Origin of the sequence: Oceaniferula marina (assembly GCF_013391475.1) — a bacterium.
GTDB lineage: Bacteria > Verrucomicrobiota > Verrucomicrobiia > Verrucomicrobiales > Akkermansiaceae > Oceaniferula > Oceaniferula marina.
Map to the genome: position 1 here is coordinate 826,302 of NZ_JACBAZ010000002.1, position 22,892 is coordinate 849,193.

Annotated in this window: 18 protein-coding genes; 11 read left to right on the forward strand and 7 right to left on the reverse strand. The window is 53.3% G+C overall.

Annotated elements, in window-relative coordinates; genetic code table 11:
- Positions 1 to 149: 149 nt before the first annotated feature.
- From HW115_RS07745 to HW115_RS07780, 8 genes are all read left to right on the forward strand, one after another.
- Complete coding sequence (locus HW115_RS07745) at positions 150 to 1,382, forward strand: cation:proton antiporter (RefSeq protein WP_178932011.1); 1,233 nt, start codon at positions 150 to 152, stop codon at positions 1,380 to 1,382.
- A gap of 282 nt (positions 1,383 to 1,664) precedes the next feature.
- Positions 1,665 to 3,341, forward strand: coding sequence for a GspE/PulE family protein (locus HW115_RS07750; protein ID WP_178932012.1), 1,677 nt, complete (start codon positions 1,665 to 1,667; stop codon positions 3,339 to 3,341).
- Between the two features lie 49 nt (positions 3,342 to 3,390).
- Positions 3,391 to 5,070 carry a GspE/PulE family protein gene (locus HW115_RS07755; RefSeq protein WP_178932013.1) on the forward strand — a complete coding sequence of 560 codons (1,680 nt, stop codon included), beginning with the start codon at positions 3,391 to 3,393 and terminating at the stop codon, positions 5,068 to 5,070.
- Positions 5,071 to 5,143: 73 nt separating this feature from the next.
- Positions 5,144 to 6,424: a type II secretion system F family protein gene (locus tag HW115_RS07760; RefSeq protein ID WP_178932014.1), complete on the forward strand. Its 1,281-nt coding sequence runs from the start codon at positions 5,144 to 5,146 to the stop codon at positions 6,422 to 6,424.
- A gap of 74 nt (positions 6,425 to 6,498) precedes the next feature.
- A complete protein-coding gene (locus HW115_RS07765) occupies positions 6,499 to 7,155 on the forward strand; it encodes a prepilin-type N-terminal cleavage/methylation domain-containing protein (protein WP_178932015.1) in 657 nt (218 codons plus the stop codon).
- Between the two features lie 83 nt (positions 7,156 to 7,238).
- Positions 7,239 to 8,183 (forward strand): hypothetical protein, encoded by a 945-nt coding sequence (locus tag HW115_RS07770; RefSeq protein WP_178932016.1) that lies wholly within the window; start codon positions 7,239 to 7,241, stop codon positions 8,181 to 8,183.
- 59 nt (positions 8,184 to 8,242) lie between these two features.
- Positions 8,243 to 8,488, forward strand: coding sequence for a hypothetical protein (locus HW115_RS07775; protein ID WP_178932017.1), 246 nt, complete (start codon positions 8,243 to 8,245; stop codon positions 8,486 to 8,488).
- 125 nt (positions 8,489 to 8,613) lie between these two features.
- Positions 8,614 to 8,961 (forward strand): hypothetical protein, encoded by a 348-nt coding sequence (locus HW115_RS07780; protein ID WP_178932018.1) that lies wholly within the window; start codon positions 8,614 to 8,616, stop codon positions 8,959 to 8,961.
- Here HW115_RS07780 and HW115_RS07785 read toward each other — a convergent pair.
- From HW115_RS07785 to HW115_RS07805, 5 genes are all read right to left on the reverse strand, one after another.
- The gene (locus HW115_RS07785) at positions 8,958 to 9,509 is read right to left on the reverse strand and encodes a DUF2062 domain-containing protein (protein WP_178932019.1); all 552 of its coding nucleotides are present in this window, start codon (positions 9,507 to 9,509) and stop codon (positions 8,958 to 8,960) included. The two genes, HW115_RS07780 and HW115_RS07785, sit on opposite strands and share 4 nt — an antisense overlap.
- Positions 9,510 to 9,716: 207 nt before the next feature.
- A complete protein-coding gene (locus HW115_RS07790) occupies positions 9,717 to 10,145 on the reverse strand; it encodes an exosortase system-associated protein, TIGR04073 family (protein WP_178932020.1) in 429 nt (142 codons plus the stop codon).
- A 171-nt stretch (positions 10,146 to 10,316) separates the two neighbouring features.
- The gene (locus HW115_RS07795; protein WP_178932021.1) at positions 10,317 to 13,454 is read right to left on the reverse strand and encodes an efflux RND transporter permease subunit; all 3,138 of its coding nucleotides are present in this window, start codon (positions 13,452 to 13,454) and stop codon (positions 10,317 to 10,319) included.
- Between the two features lie 15 nt (positions 13,455 to 13,469).
- A complete protein-coding gene (locus tag HW115_RS07800) occupies positions 13,470 to 14,714 on the reverse strand; it encodes an efflux RND transporter periplasmic adaptor subunit (RefSeq protein WP_178932022.1) in 1,245 nt (414 codons plus the stop codon).
- A gap of 255 nt (positions 14,715 to 14,969) precedes the next feature.
- Positions 14,970 to 17,378 (reverse strand): serine/threonine protein kinase, encoded by a 2,409-nt coding sequence (locus HW115_RS07805; RefSeq protein ID WP_178932023.1) that lies wholly within the window; start codon positions 17,376 to 17,378, stop codon positions 14,970 to 14,972.
- Between the two features lie 181 nt (positions 17,379 to 17,559).
- Here HW115_RS07805 and HW115_RS07810 point away from each other — a divergent pair, with 181 nt between their 5' ends.
- The 3 genes from HW115_RS07810 to recR are packed head-to-tail and all read left to right on the forward strand — an operon-like array spanning position 17,560 to position 20,598.
- Positions 17,560 to 19,227 carry an AAA family ATPase gene (locus HW115_RS07810; RefSeq protein WP_178932024.1) on the forward strand — a complete coding sequence of 556 codons (1,668 nt, stop codon included), beginning with the start codon at positions 17,560 to 17,562 and terminating at the stop codon, positions 19,225 to 19,227.
- A gap of 38 nt (positions 19,228 to 19,265) precedes the next feature.
- Positions 19,266 to 20,000 carry a hypothetical protein gene (locus HW115_RS07815; RefSeq protein ID WP_227021343.1) on the forward strand — a complete coding sequence of 245 codons (735 nt, stop codon included), beginning with the start codon at positions 19,266 to 19,268 and terminating at the stop codon, positions 19,998 to 20,000.
- A gap of 19 nt (positions 20,001 to 20,019) precedes the next feature.
- On the forward strand, positions 20,020 to 20,598 hold the full coding sequence (recR, locus tag HW115_RS07820; RefSeq protein ID WP_319609283.1) for a recombination mediator RecR: 579 nt from the start codon (positions 20,020 to 20,022) through the stop codon (positions 20,596 to 20,598).
- 353 nt (positions 20,599 to 20,951) lie between these two features.
- Here the strand turns inward: recR and HW115_RS07825 are convergent, their stop codons facing one another.
- Both HW115_RS07825 and HW115_RS20055 read right to left on the reverse strand, forming a co-directional pair.
- Complete coding sequence (locus HW115_RS07825; protein ID WP_178932027.1) at positions 20,952 to 21,896, reverse strand: ABC transporter permease; 945 nt, start codon at positions 21,894 to 21,896, stop codon at positions 20,952 to 20,954.
- A gap of 22 nt (positions 21,897 to 21,918) precedes the next feature.
- The gene (locus HW115_RS20055) at positions 21,919 to 22,881 is read right to left on the reverse strand and encodes an ABC transporter permease (protein ID WP_319609285.1); all 963 of its coding nucleotides are present in this window, start codon (positions 22,879 to 22,881) and stop codon (positions 21,919 to 21,921) included.
- Positions 22,882 to 22,892 lie beyond the last annotated feature (11 nt).

Genomic DNA, 22,892 nt, shown 5'->3' on the forward strand with positions numbered 1-22,892 from the left:
TAAGCAATGCTGGCAAGCGGGAAGTTGGAAGTTGGAAGTTGGAAGTTGGAAGTTGGAAGTTGGAAGTTGGAAGTTGGAAGTTGGAAGTTGGAAGTTGGAAGTTGGAAGTTGGAAGTTGGGGGGGAGTTTGCTAGGATCTGTACTTATCCATGGATGAATTGATCTTTTTTGCCGCGTTATTGGTATTTTTGTTTGGCTTGGTGTCGGCTGTGGCGAGTCGGTCTCCGGTGACGGCTCCAATGTTTTTTGTTGCTGTTGGTGTTTTGGCGGGGCCTTTGGGGTTTGCCTGGTATGAGGCGGAAACCGATTCGGAATCGGTGCAGGTGATCGCGGAGCTGACCTTGATGCTGATTTTATTTACGGATGCCTCGTTGATTGATTTGAGGGCCTTGAAGCGGGAATACAAGATTCCGCTGAGGTTGTTGGGGATTGGTTTGCCGTTGACGATGCTGGCTGGTTTTTTGATCGGGCAGTGTTTGTTTCCCGGGATGGCGTTGCCTTTGATCGCGGTGATGGCCTTTATGTTGTCTCCAACGGATGCTGCCCTTGGGCAAGCCGTGGTTGCGAGTGAGGTGGTTCCGGCGTCGGTGCGTGATTCGATAGGAGTGGAGAGTGGCTTGAATGATGGGATTGCCTTGCCGCCGATTCTTGCCTGTATGGCCGCCATTGGGGCAGGGGTGGATAGCACGCTTGATTTCGGGTATTGGGGTGGTTTTGCGTTGAAGCAACTCTTCTATGGACCCTTGGTTGGAGCGGCGGTTGGGTTGATTGGAGGACGGTTGGTGGATGGGGCGGTGAAGCGTGGGTGGATGACCTCGGTGTTTCAGCGTTTGACTTCGATTTCCTTGGCTTTGGTTTCGTATGCTTTGGCTGAAAAGGTTGGAGGAAATGGTTTTATTGCGGCATTTTTCGGAGGGTTGATGTTGGGGACCAGTACGCGTGTGGTGAGGGAGCGCTTGCAGGAGTTTGGAGAGGCTGAGGGGCAGCTGTTGTCATTGTTTGTGTTTTTGATTTTCGGGGCTGTGTTGGTTCCCATTGCTTGGGAGCACTGGTCGTGGATGTCCTTGTTGTATGCGGTTTTGAGTTTGACGGTGATTCGGATGGTGCCTGTGTTGGTGAGCTTGTTGGGGGCAAATCTGGAGCCGGGGCGTAGGATTGATTGGGCGAGTATTGGTTTTATTGCATGGTTTGGCCCGCGTGGAATTGCCTCGGTTTTGTATATGTTGATGTTTGTTGGGGTTTTGGGGCGGGATGGTTATGAACCGATGCTTTCGGTGGTGATTTTGACGGTCTTTCTCAGTGTGTTTGCGCATGGTCTGTCCGCTGTTCCTCTGAGTTCCTTGTATGGGCGCTGGATGGAATCCCGGAGTGAGAGGGGTTAGTGTTTAGTCGCGGGAAGCATGGATATTCAAAAGAGATGGCTGTTTTGCCCGGGCTGCTGATCGGGGATCATGATTGGCATAGTAATTACCGTGACAAGTGTTGAACGAATCCGCTTGTCATTACATTGAATTTCACCAGCCGATGAATGTGAAATTTCGGACAAGTCTGCTTGACGGAGGGTGGTGGTTTGACCAGTGTGTCATTGATGGCTTCCGGGTATTGCGTTCGGAAGTTGTTGTTTGAACGATTTAAAAACCCACCACCTAAGCGAAGATTTTATTGTGTATTCTAACGAAGATTACCTTCTCGAACTCCTGACCGAAGCCCAGTTGGTGACGGCCGAGGAGATTGATGCCATCCGTGGTCAGTTAAGAGGCAGAGAGAGCGTTGTGGAACGCCTCATTGGAGACAACCGTGTTTCGGAAGATCAGGTTGCCCAAGTATGTGCCCAGAGCTCGAGCATGGAGTATATTGACCTGGCGCACTGGCCGATTCCACCTGATGTCTTTGAGAAAGTTCCGGAGGATGTCGCCAAGCGTTTTCGCGCCGTTCCGGTTCAGGACGACGGTGTTTATTTGACGATTGCTGTTGCTGATCCGCTTGATTTTGAAGTGCTGGATACCTTGCCTCATGTGCTCGGGCGTGAAATCAACCCGGTAGTGGCCACGTTATCTGCGATTTCGCAGGTGATTCACCAGAATTACGGGGGCGAGGTTTCCGACGATGCTGCCAATGAAAGCTTTACGGTGGTTGGTTCCGAGGGGGAGGAGGAAGTGACGGCGGATGATGCGCCGATCATTAAAATGGTTTCATCGATGTTGCTGGAGTCGTTTAAAATGCGCGCCAGTGATATCCATATTGAACCGATGGAGACTACTTTGCGGGTTCGTTATCGAGTCGACGGGAAGTTGGTGGAAATCGATAATCATCCCAAAAAGCTGCACCCTGCGATCATTGCTCGGATCAAGGTGATGAGCGGAACCATGAGCATTGCGGAGAAGCGTCTTCCCCAGGACGGTCGGATTCAGATCCGGGTGGCTGGCAAAGAGGTTGATCTTCGTGTTTCATCGGTTCCAAGTAACCACGGTGAAAGCATCGTGATGCGGATTTTGGATAAAACATCACTGATGCTTGGATTGCCTGAGCTCGGGTTCTTTTCTGATGATCAGGCGACATTTGAGAAACTGATTCGTTTGCCTGATGGTATTATTCTGGTGACCGGGCCGACGGGTTCGGGGAAAACCACGACTCTATACGGATGTTTGAATACGATCAATACATCGGACCGTAAGATCATCACGGTGGAGGATCCGGTGGAGTATGAGCTTCCCGGTATTAACCAAGTGATGGTGAAGACGGACATTGGAATGACTTTTGCTGCCGCCTTGCGAGCCATGATGCGTCAGGCACCAAACGTGATCATGCTTGGTGAGATTCGAGATGCGGAGACCGCCGGTATTGCCATTCAGGCGGCGTTGACCGGTCACCTTGTGTTTTCCACCTTGCATACGAATGATGCCCCGGGCGCCGTTGCCCGATTGGCGGACATCGGAGTGAAGCGTTTCCTCGTCGCCTCCGCGGTGCGTGCGATTATTGCCCAGCGACTGGTGCGCAAACTGTGTCCGAAGTGTAAGACATCGGCTATTTTGTCGGACCGCGAAATGCGGACTTTGAAACTGGATGCCCGACAGGTGGCGGAAAGTGACATCAGGGGACCCCAAGGCTGTGAAGCCTGTCGCGAGATGGGTTACAAAGGACGTATGGGCATCTTTGAGATGTTCAAAATTGATGATGAAGTCCGGCACTTGATCAACCAGGAGCTCACTTCGCCGCAATTGCGTCGTAGGGCCAGGGAACTCGGTATGCGGACCTTGCGCGAAGACGGTATTCGCAAGGTGTTGGCGGGGAGTACTTCTGCATCGGAGGTGATGCGGGTCACGATGTCAGACAGTGATTGATCTGAGACCAGCGCCGACGTTTCAATAATTATAAGCTTACACACCTTTCATGGATAATTCACAACTTATCGATATTTTTATCAATCGTAGTTTGATTGATCAATATCTTGCAGCTGACATCATTCAGGAGATCGAGAACAGCGGCAAGGAGATTGCCGAGATTCTGGCCGACTACGAAGTCATTCAGGAAAAAGATGATATCTGGCCGATCATTGCCAACGAGCTTGGCGTCAATATGGTTGATTTGGCGAGCTACGATCCTCCCGAGGAATTGCTGGCTCTGGTCCCTTCTGGGATGGCCCGGTTACATGGGGCCTTGCCTGTTAATGTGGACAACGAGGGATTGACTGTTTGTTTGGTTGATCCCTTGAACCCGCAAGTGATTGAGGATCTGCGCTTTGCCTTGGGGCGGGAGGTGTTTTTAGCGATTGCCCCCGATCACATTGTTGAGAAAAAGCTGGATGAAGCCTATGGCGGCCAGGGGCAGGCGATGGATGATGTGCTCGGACAGCTTGAGCTGGGAGTAAACCCACACGCGGACCAAAGTGCTCAGGATGTCGAAGCTGAGGCCAATTCGGCACCGATTATCCGCTATGTGGATCTGGTTTTGTATCAGGCGATCAACGAAGGGGCATCCGACATTCACTTTGAGCCATTCGAAAATGATTTTAAAATTCGCTATCGGGTGGATGGAGCGCTGTATGAAATGGCTCCACCTCCAGCGCATTTGGCGTTGCCGATCCTTTCACGCGTGAAGGTGATGTCGAATATGAACATCGCTGAGAAGCGTGTTCCTCAGGATGGGCGAATTGTGAAGCATGTTGGTGAAAAGCAGGTGGACATGCGTGTTTCCACGCTGCCGACCCAGCACGGCGAGAGTATTGTGTTGCGGGTTCTGGACCGTAGTAACGTGAATCTGAACCTGGACATGTTGGGGATGCCTCCCAATGTGTTTGATTATATCAATGAGACGGTTCGCAAACCCAACGGAATTTTCATCTGCACTGGTCCGACCGGTGCCGGTAAGACGACCACGCTGTATGCGGCGCTCAAGGAGATCAACACGATTGATTCGAAGCTGTTGACTGCTGAGGATCCGGTGGAATATGACGTTGACGGGATTATCCAGGTTCCGGTGAACGATGCGATCGGGATGACTTTTTCACGTATCCTGCGGGCATTTCTGCGACAGGACCCCGACCGGATTCTGGTCGGTGAGATTCGCGATTTGGATACGGCTCAGATTGCGATCCAGGCGTCGTTGACGGGACACCTTGTGCTGTCGACCTTACACACCAACGATGCTCCGGGTGCGGTGACGCGACTCATCGACATGGGGACCGAACCGTTTTTGGTGGCGGCATCTCTTGAAGGGATACTGGCCCAGCGCTTGTTGCGGACGATCTGTAAAGAATGTCGTGCCGCGTATGAGCCGAATGAGGCCTTGCTCACTCAGCTGGGTGTGACTTCACACGAGCTTGGCGATAAGGAGTTTTATACCGGACGGGGCTGTGATGTCTGTGACCAAAGCGGGTATAAGGGACGGCGAGGCCTGTTCGAATTGCTCGATGTGACAGATTCATTGCGCGACTTGATCACGGACCGGGCACCTACTGTGGTGCTGAAACAGAAAGCGATCGAGTTGGGTATGCAAACCTTGCGTGAAGATGGCTTGAGAAATATTTACGAAGGGAACACCACCATTGAGGAAGTTCTCAAATACACCTAAGTCAAAAACTTGAATTCTAAGCTCGATATTCTGAGCAGTCTTTTTAATCTTATTTCTAAACATCACAAACAATATGGCTAATTTCCAATACATCGCGCTCGACGCCAAGGGTGAGCAGACGACCGGCAGTGTATCTGCTGGAAGTGAGGCTGACGCAATCCAGCAGCTGCGGTCCCAGGGGCTGTATCCCACCCAGGTAGTTGAAGAGGGTAAGGGCTCGTTGACCACGGGTAAGGCAAAAAGTAAGACCCGCGGAAAAAAGCGAGTGAAGTCTGCTAAATCGGGCGGAAAGATTAAACCGAAGGCGTTGATGATTTTCACTCGACAATTGGCGACATTGATTGACTCCGGTCTTCCCTTGTTACGTGGGTTGACGGTGCTTGGTAAGCAGGAGCCCAACCCAGTGTTGCGTAGCACGGTGAATTCCTTGGCGGACTCGGTGCAAACCGGTGCAACGTTCTCGGAGAGTTTGGCCCAGCACCCGAGAATCTTTAACAAGCTCTTTGTCAACATGGTCAAGGCTGGTGAGCTTGGTGGTGTTCTGGAAGTTGTTCTTACTCGTTTGGCCGAGTACATGGAAAAGGCGGACAAGCTGAAGAATAAGATTGTTTCAGCCATGGTTTATCCGGTGATTGTTTTGTTCATTGCCGTCGCCATTTTGATCTTCCTGATGTTGTTCATCGTGCCGAAGTTTAAGGAGATGTTTGCCGACCAAGGTGGTGAACTGCCGACGCTTTCCCGAGTGGTGTTTAACTCATCGGAAAAAATGATGAGTTCAACGGCTGGTTTGCCGAATGTGGTGTGGATTTTCCTCGTTCTTGCCGGTCTTTGGGTGATGTTCAAAGCGTGGTCGAACACCAAGGGTGGACGCGCTGCCGTGGATGCCTTTAAACTGAAAATTCCGGTTTTGGGCGACCTGACCCGGAAGAGTTCCATTTCTCGGTTTGCCCGGACATTGGGAACGTTGGTCACTTCCGGTGTCCCGATTCTGCAAGCTTTGACGATTACCCGTGACACGGCTGGTAACGTGATGGTGGCCAATGCCATCGATAAGGTGCATGAAGCGGTCAAAGAGGGTGAGTCCATCGTGGCCCCCTTGCAATCGAGTAAGATCTTCCCTGCCATGGTGATCAGTATGGTCGATGTGGGTGAAGAAACCGGTCAGTTGCCTGAAATGTTGCTCAAGATTGCCGATGTCTATGATGACGAGGTTGATACCGCTGTGACCGCTTTTACTTCCGTGCTTGAGCCGATCATGATCGTGTTCCTGGCATTGGTCGTGGGAACGATTGTATTTGCATTGTTCTTACCTCTGATTAAGATGATCCAAGGCGTGGACAGTCAGGCAGGCTAGTCTGGCTGACGCCCCATGGGCCGCGTTTCGCGCGTGAGCCCAAGCTCGTATCAGAAGCCTGTAAAATCAATGTTATGAAAAGGACTCAATCTCAAACCGTTTGTTGTTCGTCAGGATTTACCTTGATTGAGGTGATCACTGTGATTGCCATTATCATGGTCTTGGCGGCCATGACGGTCGGGGGATTGAATTATGCCCAGAAAAAAGCCGAAATTTCACGGACCGAGGTATTTATGCAAAGCCTTGGAGCCGGGTTGGAGCAGTACCGCGCTGACAACGGCTTTTTCCCACAGGGTGATGGGTTGTCAGACAGCTCTGAGCAGGTGTATATCGCTTTGTATGGTGATGGAGAGCTTGAGTTTGACTCGGGTAGCCAGCAGGTCAGGGTGCGCAGTGGCTACGAACCGGACGGAGAACCCGATGAGGGATCCACCGTGTATGTGGATACGTTGACCTCTCCGCTTCCTTATACTGCCAAGAAGGCAAGAACCAAGGAATACAATGTGCGTAAAAATGGTAGCACCTACGTGATTGTCGATGCCTGGATGGATCCGGATGATAATAGTCAGCGACAGGAGATTTTTTATCGCCATGATCCTTCCGGAGCTGATGTGGATATGATGAATCCGCCAAGTGACTTCGATTTATGGTCCCTGGGTCCTGATGGTAAAGGCGGGCCTGGAAACGACACCAAAAAAGAGCGCGCAGACGACATTGTGAACTGGAAGTAGGAGAGCAAGTTTCCCTTCTGTGACGCATTCCTCTTTACATCGCCCTTGCTGCTAGGTAGTTGGGTGCACACCCAATCTATTTTATGCCCGAAGAATCTACTACGCCCGAACCTGCAGCTGATGAGTCTGCAGCCCCTGAAAAATCTCCCAGTAAAAAATCCGCCCCCAAGACGTCTGGTGAGAAAGGTAAGGGCGTGAAAAAAACTAAAAAGAAGGAGCAGGCTGCCGATGAGGTATCCTCTGCTCCCTCTGCCACTGAAAACAAAGTGGTCGAGCAGGAATCTCTCCCACTCGAGGGTGGCGACGGCGGGCCTGCGAAAAAGCAAAGCCGCCCGATGAAAAAAAATGTCCGGGTCGCTAAAAAAGCCACCCAAAAAGGCTCCAAGTCCGACAAGGACGTTGAGGCGCGCGACACATCGCCTTCAAATGATGGCGGGTCAGATACAGCATCGGATCAAAACCAGGGGCAGCAACGGAGAGGGCGCGGCAGAAACCGCGGCCGTCAACAAGAGCCACAGGATGAACAAAAAACCGAAATTGATTCGGATTTGGTCGCAAAACGCGCTTGGAAAATTTTTGTAGGTGAGGTGAACGAAGAGGGACTGGTTTTGATTGGAGACAAGGATGCTCGCGAGTTGGCTCGCCGTAGCCTTCGGGTCGCTGAAATCTATACCCGTGAAGAGTCCATTCAGCTGCGGCGCGGTCAGGACAAGCCGAGACAGGCGAAGCAGGTCCGCAGTCCGGAGAAAAAGAAGGTGGCAAAAGTAGCCAAGGAGAAGGAAGAACAAACACCTAAGCAACAAGTGCCAGCCAAGCCGGACAAGGATGAGCCGACGAAAGCCAAAGCGGATAAAAAATCCGCGGTGAAGACCCCGGCAAGAGTCAAAGACGTAGCTCAGCAGGTCGAGGATAAGCCTGCCAATTCTAAGTCTGCCAAGTCTAAACCGGCTGATACAAAACCGGCAGAGCCCAAGCCTGAAGTGCTTCAAGCGGATGCTTCCAAGAGCGAAGACGCAAGTGATGCGTGATTCCTCTTCCAGGCCCAATTCGATGAATTGACCGGCTTGCCATTCGGCATGAATGTTTTATGGTTCCTCTCGTGATGAGGGGGATTGCCAGTGTGTGTGTGATGGTGACGGGGTGGCTTTTGTGCCTGTCCCCGGCTCTGTGGGCCTTGTCGAATCAGGACAAAACGGTGTTGTTGACGGCTACGGTTCAGGAATCGCCTGCGCAAATTCGTTTGGAATGGAGTGCCCCGACCAGTCAGGCTTATGTCCTTTCCCATCAAAAACTCTATCGGCGAGTGGCCGGGAAAGCCTGGGGAGCTGAATAGGCTACTTTATACCACTCCGCAAAACAGACGAGACGATTGATCGTTGTTGAGGTATTTGGAAAAGCACTGCGTGATCCATGAGAGTTCCGGATGAATGACTCCTTTGGCTTTGTTTCTCCTTAGTCATGGTGCCCGCACCATTCCTTCGTCGCGCCTTGCCAAAGAACTCATTCATCTCGGCTATCGTCCCGTCTGTTTACTACTTGGTATTAGGAACCTCGGATTTGAGCTTTGAAGATACTGAGGTGCAGCTTGGGGGCTGCTATGAGTATCGCTTGGTTCGCTTGTTTACCAATGGTCCTTTGAGTGCGACCGGCTACATTCACGCCGGGGTTCGGCTGCCGTTGGAGGACCGGCGTGGTGCGGTCTTGTTGCTGGTGAAGGTGTCGGCAGGGCTGGCGAGGCTGATCCGCCGCGCCCCGTTTTTACCGATTGAATATTGTGCGCCAGTGAGCAGCCTCAGCTCTTGCTAAACGGATTTTTTGCGGCGTTGCTTGATCGCTTTCAGACGCCTCCCGCGGTTCGGTAAAAAAGCAGAGATGCCATAGACGATTGGGTAGACCAGCAGACTGAGCGTTACCGCCATGGCGAGACATCCAACAAAGAAGTCGGCCGGATTTCCCGTGATATTGAGGTTGAGGAATTTGATCTGCATTGCTTTGTCAAACGGCATTGGAATATCGACAAATTGCCGAATCCAGTGACCAAACGTGATTTGCACTACAATCAAGGGTGGGTGGGTGAACGGGTTGGATACCCAGCAGGTTCCCATGGCGATCGGGATGTTTATTTTAGCTTTCATCCCCCAGATGGCGGCCAGCAACATTTGGAAGGGGATGGGGAGCATCGCGCAAAAAAGGCCAATCGATAGTCCCCCGGCTACGGTGTAGCGGCACGGGTGCCAGAGCTCCCGGTTGTAGAGCGGTTTGGTCAGGGCCAACAGCCACGGTCGGTTGCGAATGTGGGGGTGTCTGAGATAGCGGTAAGCGCGCCGAACCAGTCTGAGGTATTTGCGTTTCATAGCTGGTCGGTAAAAAATACTGGCAGGGGGCAATATCAGGCACTCTGGGATGGTGGGCATGCCTCGACGGCGGGTTCATTCCCAGTGGCCACCTCTATGTGGCGTTGATCCGGTGAATAATCAACCCAACAAATAAAAAAACCCGCCACTGAGTGATCAGGGCGGGTTGAAATGATTAATGAATCGTTCTATCGACGAGCTAGAAGATTAAAACTTCTGCACACGTGAATAGATAAATGCCTCAGCTCCCAGAGATGGTGGGAACTCAGAGAGTCCGTCACTTGGGTTCATCTCGATACGGTGATCTTCACCACAACGCTCGTATGGTGGTTTGAAGGTTCCGTGGTAGGTTGGGCAGTGGAAAGTGAACAGTTCGTAGAAACCATAGCCAAGACGCTTGAAGGCGCGGCGTGTGCCATCGGCTACACCATAGGTGGATGCAGCTTTGCGGCCGTGTTCTTCGTTTTTACGGACGACTTGTTCAGGGATCTCAACGACTCCATAGATAATGTTGCTCAGGGCGCGACCCAGCTTACGGGTAGAGGTGTAGGTGGATCCAGGGGATGCCTGAATATCAGCCATCACGCCGGATGCTGTACAGAGAATTGCTGCTGCGATCGTAAGTGCTTTTTTCATCGTGTTTGGATAGTGAACACTCGCTGGCGGAGTGGCAATCGAAAAATTCAATTTTTCGAAAAAAACAAATGGCTCCCAAATATCGAAAACCCTAGGTTTTTACAGGGGTCGACACCCTCGGGCTCGTTTAAACTCCGAGGGTGGCTGTGGTCACTCTACATGCGTTTAAGCTTATGCTTTTTCTTTTTTACCCGAGATTTTATCGCTGATTGATTGAATCATGGCATAGATCATCGGCACGGCAACCAGGCTGACGATGGTGGCAACCAGAAGTCCAAAACACACCGTGGTTCCGAGAACTTTGCGGCTTTCGGCCCCGGCTCCGGATGCAATCAAGAGGGGGAGAACGCCAAGGATAAAGGAAAAGGCGGTCATCAAAACGGCACGAAATCGGATTTTAACCGCACTGATCGCAGCTTCCATTGTACTCATGCCGGATTGCCTTTGCTGCATGGCAAATTCAACAATCAGAATGGCACTTTTTGTGGCCAAGCCGATGAGCAAGACGATACCAACCTGGGTGTAGATGTTATTGGTCATGTCTCGGGCATTCAGACCAATCACGGCACCGAGCAAGGCGGTGGGGACCGAGAGACAGACCGCGATCGGGATACTCCAGCTTTCGTATTGGGCTGCCAGTACGAGGTAAACCATCAGGATGGAGAAGCCGAAGATGCCGGCCATGGCGAGTGGGTTGATATTGCGCTCCTGGAATGAGAGGTCGGTCCAGGAGTAGCCCATGGTGGTGGGAAGGCTCTTATCGGAGAGGTCTTCCATGATTTTCAGTGCTTCACCGGAGCTGAAACCAGGGGCGGCTTCACCATTAATCTTGATCGCGGGATACAGGTTGAATCGGGTGATCGTCTGTGGCCCCAGAACTTCTTCAACCGAGGCAAAGGTTCCGATGGGGATCATGGCATTATTGGCCCCTCGGACTTTGAGGTTTTTGATGTCCTCAGGTTCCATGCGGAAGTTCGTGTCTGCTTGGGCTGTGACCCGGAAGACCCGGCCGAACTTGGTGTAATCGTTGATATATGAAGAGCCGAGGGCGATGGTCAGGGTGTCATAGACATCGCTGAGTTTGACTCCCCGTTTGTTGACCTGTTCACGGTCGATGTCGATGTTGAGCTGCGGAGCGGTGGCTCGGTAGGTGGTGTTGACTTTCTGCAGGCCGGTTTGGGAGTTGCCATCGGTGATGACCTGAATGGCGGACTGTTGCAGGGACGCTACTCCGGCTCCCTGCCGGTCTTGGAGCATGTAAGTGAAGCCCGCGGAGGTTCCCAATCCTGGTAGCGAAGGCATGGGGAAGGCAAAGGCGATGGCTTCGCCAATGCCGGACAGCCGCTGGTTCATTTGGCCGATGATTGAATTCTGGTGTTGCTCTGGCACAGGACGTTCCTCCCAATCTTTGAAGACGACAAACATCATGCCCGAGTTGGGTGCTGAGGCCCCGTCAATCATGGAGTAACCGCCGACACCCAGAACGTTTTCAACCCCCTCAATTTCGAGGATTTGCTTGGTGGCTTCGGCGAGGACTTCATCGGTGCGCTGCAATGAGGCGCCATCTGGAAGCTGAATATTGACCACGCAGTATCCCTCGTCTTCCTGGGGCACGAAACTGGTGGGCATATTGCCGAACCCCATCACCGCAAGAGCCACGATGCCCGAGAACACGGCAGCTCCGATCAACGATCGCCGGATGGCTGTTTGTACGGCCTGGGCGGTGATATTGGTGGAGGTTTCGACACCTCGGTTGAAGAAAGCAAAGAGTTTGCCCGGCTGTTTGGTGTTTTTCTTCAGTAGGATCGAGCAGAGCGCCGGGCTGAGGGTCAGGGCGTTAATCGAGCTGAAGACGGTGGCGATGGAAATGGTGATGGCAAATTGTTTGAACAAGGTGCCAGTGATACCGGGAATGAAAACGGTGGGCACAAAAACCGCCAACAGAACCAGGGTGGTGGCAATGACCGGACCGGAAACCTCACGCATCGAAACGATTGCCGCTTCCTGCGGAGATTTACCTTCGTGGATATGGCGGATCACGTTTTCCACCACCACAATGGCGTCATCGACCACGATACCAATGACGAGCACCAAGCCGAAGAGGGTGAATTGGTTGATCGAGAAGCCCATCGCCAGAAGCACGGCAAAGGTGCCGACCAGAGAGACCGGGATGGTGACCGATGGAATAATGGTCGCCCGCATGTTTTGGAGGAAAATGTAGACGGTCAGCACCACTAGTAGCAGGGTTACAAACAGAGTGACAACCACCTCTTTGATCGAGGCCGAAACCACATCCGTGGAATCGTAAATGACCCGATACTCAACCCCGGAGGGGAAGTTTGCCGAGAGTTGCTCGAAGCGTTGCTTCACCCCATTGGCCACATCCATGACATTGGTCCCAGGGATCTGGTAAATGGCAAGAGCGGCCGAGGCCTCATTGTTGACCGTCGAACTGAAGTTGTAACTCTCCGAGCCCTCTTCGATACGAGCGACGTCCTTAATCCGGATGAGGCGTTTGTCCGAGGTGGATTTGAGCACAATATTGCCAAACTCTTCTTCAGTGAGTAGTCGTCCCGGAGTGGTGACAATGTACTCGAGGTCGGTCCCGGTTGTTGCCGGCGGAGCTCCGATTCTTCCGGCCGCGACCTGCATATTCTGCCCACGTGCAGCAGCGACGATATCCGAGGGCGTCAGTCCCCGGATGGTGAGTTTATCGACATCGAGCCAGAGTCGCATCGAGGTTTGACCGACGCCGAACACGCGGACGTCACCCACACCGTCGACCCGGGCGATTTCGTCCCGCAGTTGTTGATAGGCGTAGTTGGAGAGGAAAGCGGCATCATACTTGCTTTTGCCGGTTTCAGGATCCTTTGGTGAGGTGATGGCGGCGAAAATGGCAATGTCCGAGGACTTTTTCCGCACGGTGACGCCACGGCGCTTGACCTCTTCGGGCAGGCGGGCTTCCGCCAGGGTCACCCGGTTTTGGACGAGCACATTGGCTGTGTCGAGGTCGGTTCCCGGCTGGAAGGTGACGGTGAGGACCATCATACCGTCGTTGCCGCAGACCGACGACATATAAAGCATGTTTTCCACGCCGTTGACTTCGGTTTCGATGGGGGCTGCCACGGTGTCGGATACGGTGGCGGCGTCCGCACCCGGGTAGGTGGCGGTGATGGAGATGGTTGGTGGGGCGATGTCTGGATAGCGCGCAATCGGCAGGGCAAGCATGCTTACCAGACCGACCACGATGATGACGATGGAGATGACCGTTGCAAAGACCGGCCGGCGAATGAAAAACTCACTGAACATGATGGTGGCAGGGGGTTAGTTGTTCGGAGCTTTTTCGGTTCCTGCAGCTTTGGCATTAGCATCCTCAGCTTTGGGCTTGTCAGAAGCGGCCTTGGTATTCTGTTCCTTTTCAGGTTCTGCCGGGGGCATCGGACTAGGGTCGACGACGATGCCTTCACGAACGCGCTGAAGCCCCTGGACAATGACTTTTTCCTTACCGGTCAGTCCTTCTTTGATGATGCGGAGTCGATTCACGCTATCGCCGAGAGTCAGGTTTTTGCGAACCACTTTATTGTCTTTGTCCACGATGAGGGCGAAGTGTCCACCGAGGTCTTGCTGGATGGCGATTGCGGGGATGAGGACGGAATCTTTACTGGAGGCCGGGCTGGGGACTTTGACTTTAACAAAAAGCCCGTCGGCAAGTTTTTCCTCGGGATTGGGAACAATGGCCCGGATCCGGATGGTTCCGGTGTCGGCGTCCAGTTTGTTGTCAGCATAATCAATGGTGGCCGGATGTTCATACGGGGTTCCGTTTGCGAGTGTCAGGGTTACCTGGGTCGATCCCGGTTGATTGGCCTGCATGGCTTTACGGTCTTTCAGGTAGAGCAGGGCCATTCGTTCGTTGATATCAAAGTAGACCCGCAGGGTGTCATCTTGGACAATGGTGCTGAGCAGGGTGGCTTCATTGTTGCCTACCAGGTTGAATTGATCGACCTCGAGTTCGGAAATACGTCCTGAGATTGGAGCGGTGATTTTGCACCAACTGAGGGTTTCCTTGGCATCAATCACGGAGGCTTCGGCAGATTTAACCAAGGCATTGGCGGCGTCGACGTCAGCTTTGGCGGCGTCAATTTGGATCTTTGAAATGGCTTCGGCGGCCGTTTGGCGTCGCTGCAGGGTGATTTCTGCAATATCGAGATCGGCTTTGGCTTTGGCGAGGTTGCCTTCGGCTGCTTTCAAGGCGGCCTGGTAGGGGATATCATCGATGCCAAAGACGACGGTGCCTTCCTTGATGCGATGACCGGGTTTGAAATCCGGGCTGACGGTGTTGAGGATGCCTTTGACTCTGGCTCTGAGTTCGACCGTTTGCAGTGCTTCGAGATGTCCGGGGAACTCGAAGTAGGTCATCTGGTCACGCACGATAGGCGTTTGCACACCGACCGGGGTAGGCGGGGGAGGGGCGAAGGTGTTTTTTTCTCCGCAGGATAAGAATAGGGGGCTCGTGGCGCTGAGGGAGAGACTCAGAAGGAGTGCGTGACGAAGGTGGCATGTGGCTTTCATGGCATGTGCAGAGTGATGGGTGATACGGGGGTAAAGGAAAGGCTGGAAAGGCTGGAAAGGCTGGGAAGGAAAACATGGATGCATGCGAGCTCTTCAAGCCTTGGTTGGGTGGTGGGAGGTTCGAGTCGCAGCTTTGAGCTCTGAAGTTTGGCTATGATGTCTAGTGCATGAGTGTTGCACAAAAAAAGGCCAACGCCTCGGATTATACTCCGAGGGATGGCCTGTAGGTCAAATGAAAAATGTTAGCCGGATGAATTACTTCGTTTTGTCGATATTGCGTTCGACGCGTTCTTTGGCTTGTTCTGCCTTGTCGATGACTTCGTCGTTGCTGTCTTTAATGTATTTATCGAGGATGACGAGTGCCCAGTTCTGGTTTTGATTTGCGAGCCCCTGAATAATGCGGACTTTTTCCTTGGATGAGGTGGCGGTGTCGGCGAGAGAACGCCAGAGGTCGCCCAGGTCATCAGGGTCGCGGTCGCGATCCATGGTCAGGAAGCGGTAGGCACTGGTGAAGGCTTTTTTGCGTAAGTCCGTGCTGTCGGTTTCATCAATGAAGGTGGTGAGTATTTCGAACTGGGAGTCATCTGCCCATTTGCCGAGTGCGGCGATCGCTGCGTTTTGCATCGCGAGATCGTCAGAATTGAGCGCTTTTTCAACGGTTGATCCAGCTTTCTCTCCTCCGGCAAAGGCGAGCAGTCTCAGCAAGGCATACTTTGCCGGGGTGTCGTCCAATGTAGAGATGTAGGAGTTATTGATGATGTTGCCGAATTTTTCTTTGCTTGAGGACTCTTCGATGATTTTGGCAACTGCACTTTCAGTGGCGCTGCGAATACCATCGTTGTCGGTGTTTTTCAACAAAGAGAGGAAATCGCCAAGGTAGTCTTCAGCACTGGGGCCCTCGCAGGAGGATTTGGCGGCGAGAATGGCCTGGGTGGCCTCGTTCGGGTGTTTGGTTTCGAGCGCAAAGTCGAGCAACGGCTTGATGTTGGATGGCTTTTTGCGTCGGGTCATGACGTATTTGAACAGATCGGAGCGCAGGCCGGGATCGGTTCTGACGGTCGTGATGTGTTCGACGATGATGGCATCGGCGTCAAAGCTGTCTCCGACAGCGTAGGCGAGAGCCGCACGCTGGGTGGTGCGCTCTTTTTCAGCGAACGTAATGTCTGTTGCCCGGTCGAGGATGATTTGCAGGGTTTTCTGGTCAAGCTTGAAGCCATCCTGGAGTTTGCCGTTGTCATAGAGCTCCTTGGCGTCGGCCATGGCATTGGTGTAGAGCTTGGCGGCCTTGCGTTTGTCGAGCTGATCTTTGATGACCACGCCGGTGACGATGATGACCAGTGCGAGTAGACCGATGATTGTCCATTTGGCGACGGGGGGAAGCCCTTTTTTAGGTGCTTCCACGACGATGCCTTCCGCGGCTTGTGCTTCCTGTGCCTGTGGTGGCATACCCGCCTGTGCGGCGGTTCCCGCTTGCGGAGGTTGTGGTCCGGTGCCGAGTTGGGCGACCTGGGGAGCCGTTCCTGGTTGGGCGGTTTGTCCACCGGTGATGGGTTGGGCTGCTTGAAGTTGTGGTCCGGTTGCCGGCTGAGCGGCGGGTTGCACCTGTTGGGCTGCGGTGTGGACGTTCTGGGTTGCGTTGGGTGGAGCAATCGGTTGCTGTGATGTCAGTGGATTGACCGCTTGGGTTGAGGTTTGAGGGGTGACGGGTGAGGTGGCAGCGGTTGGTTGGGCTGCTGTGCCGGCTTCGGGGAAAAGGAGCTTGGGAGCTCCAGCGGCTGGGGCTCCAGCGGGTGCTGCATCCGGGTTGTCGGCGGAAACAGTGATCGGTTGGGTCGACTGTTGGTCGAGGAGTAGGAAGCGTCCGAGGGCTTCGCGGGCATCCTGCGGACGGGCGCTCATTTCACGCTCGATGTGCCACATAATCCAGTCGGCTCCCCATTTGGGGATGTCGGGGCGGAGTTCGTGAAGGGGGGTGACGTGATGCTGGAGGTGGCTGGCCATGACGGCTGCGGCCGTGTCTCCATTGAATGGGTATTCGCCGGTGAGGGCAAAGTAGTAGAGGCAACCCATCGAATACATGTCGGTGCACTTGTCCAGCGGGATCCGCTCGAACTGCTCGGGAGCCATGAAGAAAATCGAACCAAACACCGCGTCGCCATGAGCAATCGTCTGAAGAGAGGGGGCCGCGGAGAACTTTGCCAGACCAAAGTCCACGATTTTGATTTGGAATTTACCGGAGGGTAACCAGCAGACCATAATGTTACTGGGTTTCAAGTCCCGGTGGACCAGGTCGAGATCCTGGGCTGCGATCAAGGCTTCCTGGCTTTGCAGGGCCACTTCGCGTAGGTCGTCCCAGGTCATGGTGGCGCGTTCGACCATTTCGTCGAGGGTGCGGCCGTGGATCAGCTCCATGACAACGTAGGGGCCGTCAGAGTCGATGCCGGCGTCGTAAACGGTGACGATGTGTGGGTGCTGGACTGATGAAAGGGCCGTGGCCTCTTTCAGCAGACTTTTGGTGGCGTCTTCCTGATCTTCATAGCCACCGTCGGCCAAGACCCGTTTGATGGCCACATCACGGTTGAGATGAGTATCATAGGCGTGGTAAACCGCTCCAACTCCGCCTTCTCCGATTTTACCCTTAATTTCGTACCGCTCAGTGCTCATGTTCTTTCAGAAATAATAAATCTGGACTGCTTTTTTAGTCTGATTTTCTGACTGTGCAATGCTGAATTTAAGATATTCACGCGGATTGCCGGAGGATTTTGAGAATAGAATGAAAAATTGGCCATGGATTGGTAGAAGTTTCTGTTGCGTGGCTATGGGAGCTGGTGGATACTCCGCGCGCATGAGTGATAAAAAGGACAAGGATCTTCCGGATGCTGACGAACTGCAAAAAATGCTGCAAAATATGTTCGGCAAGTTAGGTGGCGGTGTGAGCATGCCCTTTCCAGCCTTTGATGGTGGGGAGGAAGAAAGCAAGGAGCCGGCCGACGAGGATTCCGGGTTTCAGGTTCGGGATGCGGATGCTCTTTTTGACTTTAATTACCGGCCCCGCGATATCAAAGCGCATTTGGATCGCTTTGTGATTCGTCAGGATGAGGCAAAGAAGGCTCTGTCGATTGCGGTCTGCGATCACTATAACCATGCGAAGTTCATGCGGGGGCAAGAGCAGGAACATGGGAAAATTCCCGACAGCATCGAGTATCAAAAACAAAATGTGATTGTGGTCGGTCCTACCGGGGTGGGTAAAACCTATCTGGTAAAACATATTGCCGAGATGATCGGCGTGCCTTTTGTCAAGGCGGACGCGACCAAATTCTCGGAAACCGGGTATGTGGGTGGTGATGTCGATGACCTGGTTAGGGAACTGGTGCAGAAAGCCGACGGGGACATAGAGTTGGCGGAGTATGGGATCATTTACATCGATGAAATTGACAAGCTTGCCAGTGGCGGTGGCCGTTCGATGGGGCGTGATGTCAGTGGGCGCGGAGTTCAGACCACCTTGCTTAAACTGATGGAGGAAACCGAGGTGGCTGCTCGCAACCCGAATGATATGAAGGGGCAGATGATGGCGATGATGGATTTTCAGAATGGCAAGGATCAGGGGAAGGATACGATCAATACGCGCCATATTTTGTTTATTGTTAGTGGCGCTTTTTCCGGTTTGGAAAAGGTGGTCAAAAAGCGTCTTCGCACCGGGCAGATTGGTTTTGGCGCCGATGTCGTGGACCACCCTCTGGATGAGGGATTGTTTGGTCAGGTGAATACCCAGGATTTTATTGATTTTGGTTTTGAGGCTGAATTTATCGGCCGACTGCCGGTGCGGGTGGTGTGTGAAAAGCTGGAAGCCAAAGACTTTGTGAACATCATGAAGCATTCCGAGGGGAGCTTGCTGCGCCAGTATGAGCGTGAATTCGCGGCTTATGGGATCCAGGCCACATTTGAGGACTCCGCGATTGAGCGGATTGCTGAGCGCGCTGAGAAGGAAAACACCGGAGCCCGGGCCTTGATGACGGTCTGTGAGAGTTTGTTGCGCGATTTTAAATTTGAGCTTCCCGGGACCGCGGTTAGTGAATTGAAAATTAATGGGGATCTGATCGATACCCCTGATGTGGTGTTGGAAGCCTGCCGTGAAAAGGGCATGCGGATCGACGTCGCCAAGGTTAAAGAGGAAGTGGATTTGTATGCTCGTGATTTTTACGAAAAGCACGGCATTCGCCTGAGCTTTGAAGAGGGAGCGGTCACATTGTTGGGGACCGAGGCTGCAGACAAGGGACGGAGCGTTTTACAGCTTTGTCAGCAGCGGTTCAAAGACTATCAGTTTGGATTAAAGCTGATTCAAGGAAACACAGGAGTGGATGAATTTACCCTTGGCGTGGATGCTGTGCAGGATGCAGACTCGTTTTTAAGCAACCGTGTGGTGCAATCGTATGCCGATGCAAACGAGGCCAAGCAGTCGAGAAAAAAGGCGGCGCCTGAGAAAAAGCAAGAGGAAGCTGAGGACAAAGAATAGCTGAAATTATGGTGCATCATCATTCATCACATTCACAGGTGAGCCGGGTTGATGGCCCGTGCTTGCTCTATGGTAGTGTCGGTGTGTGGTTGGCGGTCGCGATGGAGCTGGTAGGCTTGTTCAAGGCTGGCGACCGGAAGTTGTTGGACGCCTTGATGTCTCCGGTTTTTCATGGTCAAGCTCCCTCGCAGTGGCCGCTCTGGATGCAGATACTGATTACAGCTGCGTGTTGTTATGCATTGGCCTTTTTCGTTTTGGATAGTCACGGAACCTGGAGGAGGGTTTTGTTAGGGGTGACGATGTTGATTCTGGTTCTATCCATGGTGCCTACCATGGCGGTGTGGGAGGTGTATTTTTCTCCCTTTTTACCAGCCGTGGGTGTTTTTTGGACCTGGTTTTGCAGTATGATGTATGTGCGGCACCATGTGATGCCTTGTGATGCGGCGCATGCAGCGGTCGTTCCCCAATCGATTCTGGAAGTGAGTTCCGCTTACAAGACTCCGACACAAGCTCCTGCGGATGCCAGTGAGAAAGTAGTCACGACACCTGAGCTTGCCCAGAGTGAATGCTCGGATATTCCCTCCGTGCAAGCTGCCATGGCGGTGGAGAAAGTTGATGAGTCTGAGGTTTTTCAAGAGCACCTTGAGGTGAAAAAGAATAAAAAACCGGGGGATGGAAAGCATCCCGATAGGGTAAACGAGAAGGATGCCTTGGCTAAATACCGTCCCCGGGATTTGGATCGTCAGGCTGTGAAAGGAGGAGCGAATGGGTAGGGCTGGATTTCCCCAACCGGTGGTTGAGCTGATTTCCGAACTGAAGCGCTTGCCTGGGATTGGCCCCCGGTCAGCCGAGCGGGTGGCGGTGTGGCTCTTGCAGCATGATCGATCGAATTCGCTGGAGTTGGCCGAGGTGCTTTGCCAAGCCAAGCAACGAGTGACATCCTGTCCCGAATGTGGATTTTTTGCCACCGACGAAGGTTGCCCTGTGTGTAGTGATTCGGGGCGAGATGCCTCCTTGCTGTGTGTTGTCGAGCAGGCAACGGATGTGTTGCCGATGGAGCGAGCGTCGGTCTTTGGCGGTTATTACCATTGTTTGGGAGGTAAGCTCTCACCTTTGGACCATGTGACCCCGGATGACTTACGGATTGCTCCTTTACTGCGTAGAATTGATGCCCAACCTGGCGTGGAGGTGATTCTCGCCTTGGGTGCCGATGTCGAAGGAGAAGCGACTGCGAACTACCTTGCGGAGTTACTCGCATCCAAGCCATGCCAGGTTTCCAGGATTGCCCAGGGTTTACCTGCGGGGGGAGGACTTGATCATGCGGATGAACTCACCCTGATGCGCGCGATGCAGGGCCGTAGGGAGATGTGATGTTTGAGTTGTCGGTTATCGGTTATCGGAGTTGTCGGTTATCGGTTATCAGTTATCGGTTATCAGTTATCAGTTATCAGTTATCAGGTTCGAGGTTGTTAAAAATGCGTCAGAGGTCCGTGGGTGTCGGGTAGGTGTAACCTTTTACAGACTGGTATACGGTTGTGGGTAGGGCTGATTGGTCTCAATCAGCCGTGGATAGAACAACATTTTGCCCTTCAGTCGCTTTGATGAAGGTGCCAGTTAATTTGTTGCTGAATGGGTCTCTACGCACCACTCCTTCGTCATTCCTTGATGAAAAACAAAATCAGCTCGAAAATATGATCAGTTACTTTTCCTCATTGATATTACCATTAATCTTTTGCCGCTTTGGGGTCGAGCGCATCACGCAGGCCATCACCGAGGAAGTTGAGGGCAAAGAGGGTGAGTGAGAAAAGAATACTGGGGATGATCAGTAAGCGGGGGTGGGTTTCGAGGTAGTTGGCACCGTCTTTGAGTAGAATGCCCCATGAACTGTTGGGGGCCTCGACGCCTAAGCCAAGGTAAGAGAGCGAGGCCTCGTAGAGGATGAACCCCGGAACCGTCAAGGTGGTGTAGACGATGATCGGGCCAATCATGTTGGGCAGAATATGGCGGAGCAGGATGCGGGAGTGGGAGAGTCCTAAGGAACGAGCCGCTTCGATGTATTCCAGGTTTTTGATCGAGATGACCTGGGCTCGGGCCATGCGAGCCATGGTGAGCCAGCCGAGCGCTCCGATGGCGATGAAGAGTGGAACCAGGTTGGTGGTCTTTTTGGCCGTTTCGGGATCGACCCCCCAGTCGGCAACCATGATGGTAGCCAGGCCCTTGCTGTGTTCGGAGATGAGCAAGGAGAAGAGGATGACCAGCATGAGAAACGGGAGACCGTAAAGGACATCGACAGTACGCATCATCAGGGTGTCGGTGCGGCCGCCGGCGTATCCTGAGATGCCGCCCCATGCGACACCGATGACCAGGGAGACTGCGGTGGCGATGAAGCCGACGAGCAGGGAGATTTGTCCGCCGAAGATCAATCTGGCGAGTAGGTCGCGGCCGGATTGGTCGGTGCCGAGCAGGTGGTTCTTGCCGGGAGGTGCGAAGGTGTTGGAGAGTTCCTGAGCGTTTGGGTCCTGGAAGGTGAAGAGGATGGGGGCAATGAAACAGAGCAGAAAGATGAGCAGGAGGAAGGAGGCACTGACCACAGCCATGTGGTTTTTTTTGAGACGAAGCCATGCGTCTTGCCAGAGTGATTGGCCGGCGTAAGTGTCTGTCTTTTCCATCGGTCGTGGGTGTCCTGGGGGATTATGAGTTTCTCAGTCTCGGGTTCAGCGCGACCAGTGCCAGGTCGGCGGCGAGATTGGCGAGGACGATTAAGATTCCAAAGAGCAGAACCACTCCCTGAAGCAGGTTGTAGTCGCGGGCGGTGGTGGCATTGATGAAGTGCTGGCCGAGTCCGGGGACCTGGAAGATGGTTTCGACGATGAAGGATCCGCTGATGAGCATAGCGAAGGCGGGGCCGACGTAGGCGACGGCAGGGATGATTCCTCCGCGCAGGGCGTGTTTGATGACGATTCGGGTTGGGGAAAGACCTTTGGCTCGGGCGGTTCGAATGTAGTCTTGATTGATGACTTCGAGCATTCCACCTCGGGTAATCCGGGCGATGTAGGCTGCGGTGGCGAGCCCCAGGGTGATGGCGGGCAGGAGCCAGTCGAAGGGGTCGCCCCAGCCGGCGACTTTCAAGGTGTTGGAGTGGCTGGCGATACCGATGGCGAGTAGCGGGCCGATGACAAAGGAGGGGATGCTGATACCGAACATGGCGGCAGCCATGGTGCCGTAATCCAAGAGCGAGTTTTTCTTGAGAGCGGACAGAATACCGGCCGGGATCCCGATGCCGAGGGCGATGGCCATGGCCGAGACCCCGAGGGTGAGTGAAACGGGAAAGGAGTGGCGGATGATGTCGATGACCGGTCGGCCGACTTTGGACATGGATTCTCCGAAATCGCCACGGCTCAGGTTTTTCAAGTAGTGGAGATACTGAATGGGGACCGGCTGATCGAGTCGGTAGTAGGCGCGGTTTTTTTCGATGGTATGCTGAGGTAGCGACTTTTCATCGGTGAGTGGATCACCGGGCATCATGCGGACCAGAAAAAAGGTCAGCGTGATCAGACAGAGAAGAATGATCAGACCTTGGCCGAGGCGATGGAAAATGGTTTTGATGGGAATGGGTGGGTTGTGATTGGTGATTTGTGATTGGTGATTAGTGATTAGTGATTTGT

Excerpts from the sequence above, each read along its gene's own strand:
- HW115_RS07745 (WP_178932011.1), top strand. The coding sequence starts at position 150 with ATGGATGAATTGATCTTTTTTGCCGCGTTATTGGTATTTTTGTTTGGC.
- HW115_RS07755 (WP_178932013.1), top strand. The coding sequence starts at position 3,391 with ATGGATAATTCACAACTTATCGATATTTTTATCAATCGTAGTTTGATT.
- HW115_RS07760 (WP_178932014.1), top strand. The coding sequence starts at position 5,144 with ATGGCTAATTTCCAATACATCGCGCTCGACGCCAAGGGTGAGCAGACG.
- HW115_RS07765 (WP_178932015.1), top strand. The coding sequence starts at position 6,499 with ATGAAAAGGACTCAATCTCAAACCGTTTGTTGTTCGTCAGGATTTACC.
- HW115_RS07770 (WP_178932016.1), top strand. The coding sequence starts at position 7,239 with ATGCCCGAAGAATCTACTACGCCCGAACCTGCAGCTGATGAGTCTGCA.
- HW115_RS07775 (WP_178932017.1), top strand. The coding sequence starts at position 8,243 with ATGGTTCCTCTCGTGATGAGGGGGATTGCCAGTGTGTGTGTGATGGTG.
- HW115_RS07780 (WP_178932018.1), top strand. The coding sequence starts at position 8,614 with ATGGTGCCCGCACCATTCCTTCGTCGCGCCTTGCCAAAGAACTCATTC.
- HW115_RS07785 (WP_178932019.1), bottom strand. The coding sequence starts at position 9,509 with ATGAAACGCAAATACCTCAGACTGGTTCGGCGCGCTTACCGCTATCTC.
- HW115_RS07790 (WP_178932020.1), bottom strand. The coding sequence starts at position 10,145 with ATGAAAAAAGCACTTACGATCGCAGCAGCAATTCTCTGTACAGCATCC.
- HW115_RS07795 (WP_178932021.1), bottom strand. The coding sequence starts at position 13,454 with ATGTTCAGTGAGTTTTTCATTCGCCGGCCGGTCTTTGCAACGGTCATC.
- HW115_RS07800 (WP_178932022.1), bottom strand. The coding sequence starts at position 14,714 with ATGAAAGCCACATGCCACCTTCGTCACGCACTCCTTCTGAGTCTCTCC.
- HW115_RS07805 (WP_178932023.1), bottom strand. The coding sequence starts at position 17,378 with ATGAGCACTGAGCGGTACGAAATTAAGGGTAAAATCGGAGAAGGCGGA.
- HW115_RS07810 (WP_178932024.1), top strand. The coding sequence starts at position 17,560 with ATGAGTGATAAAAAGGACAAGGATCTTCCGGATGCTGACGAACTGCAA.
- HW115_RS07825 (WP_178932027.1), bottom strand. The coding sequence starts at position 21,896 with ATGGAAAAGACAGACACTTACGCCGGCCAATCACTCTGGCAAGACGCA.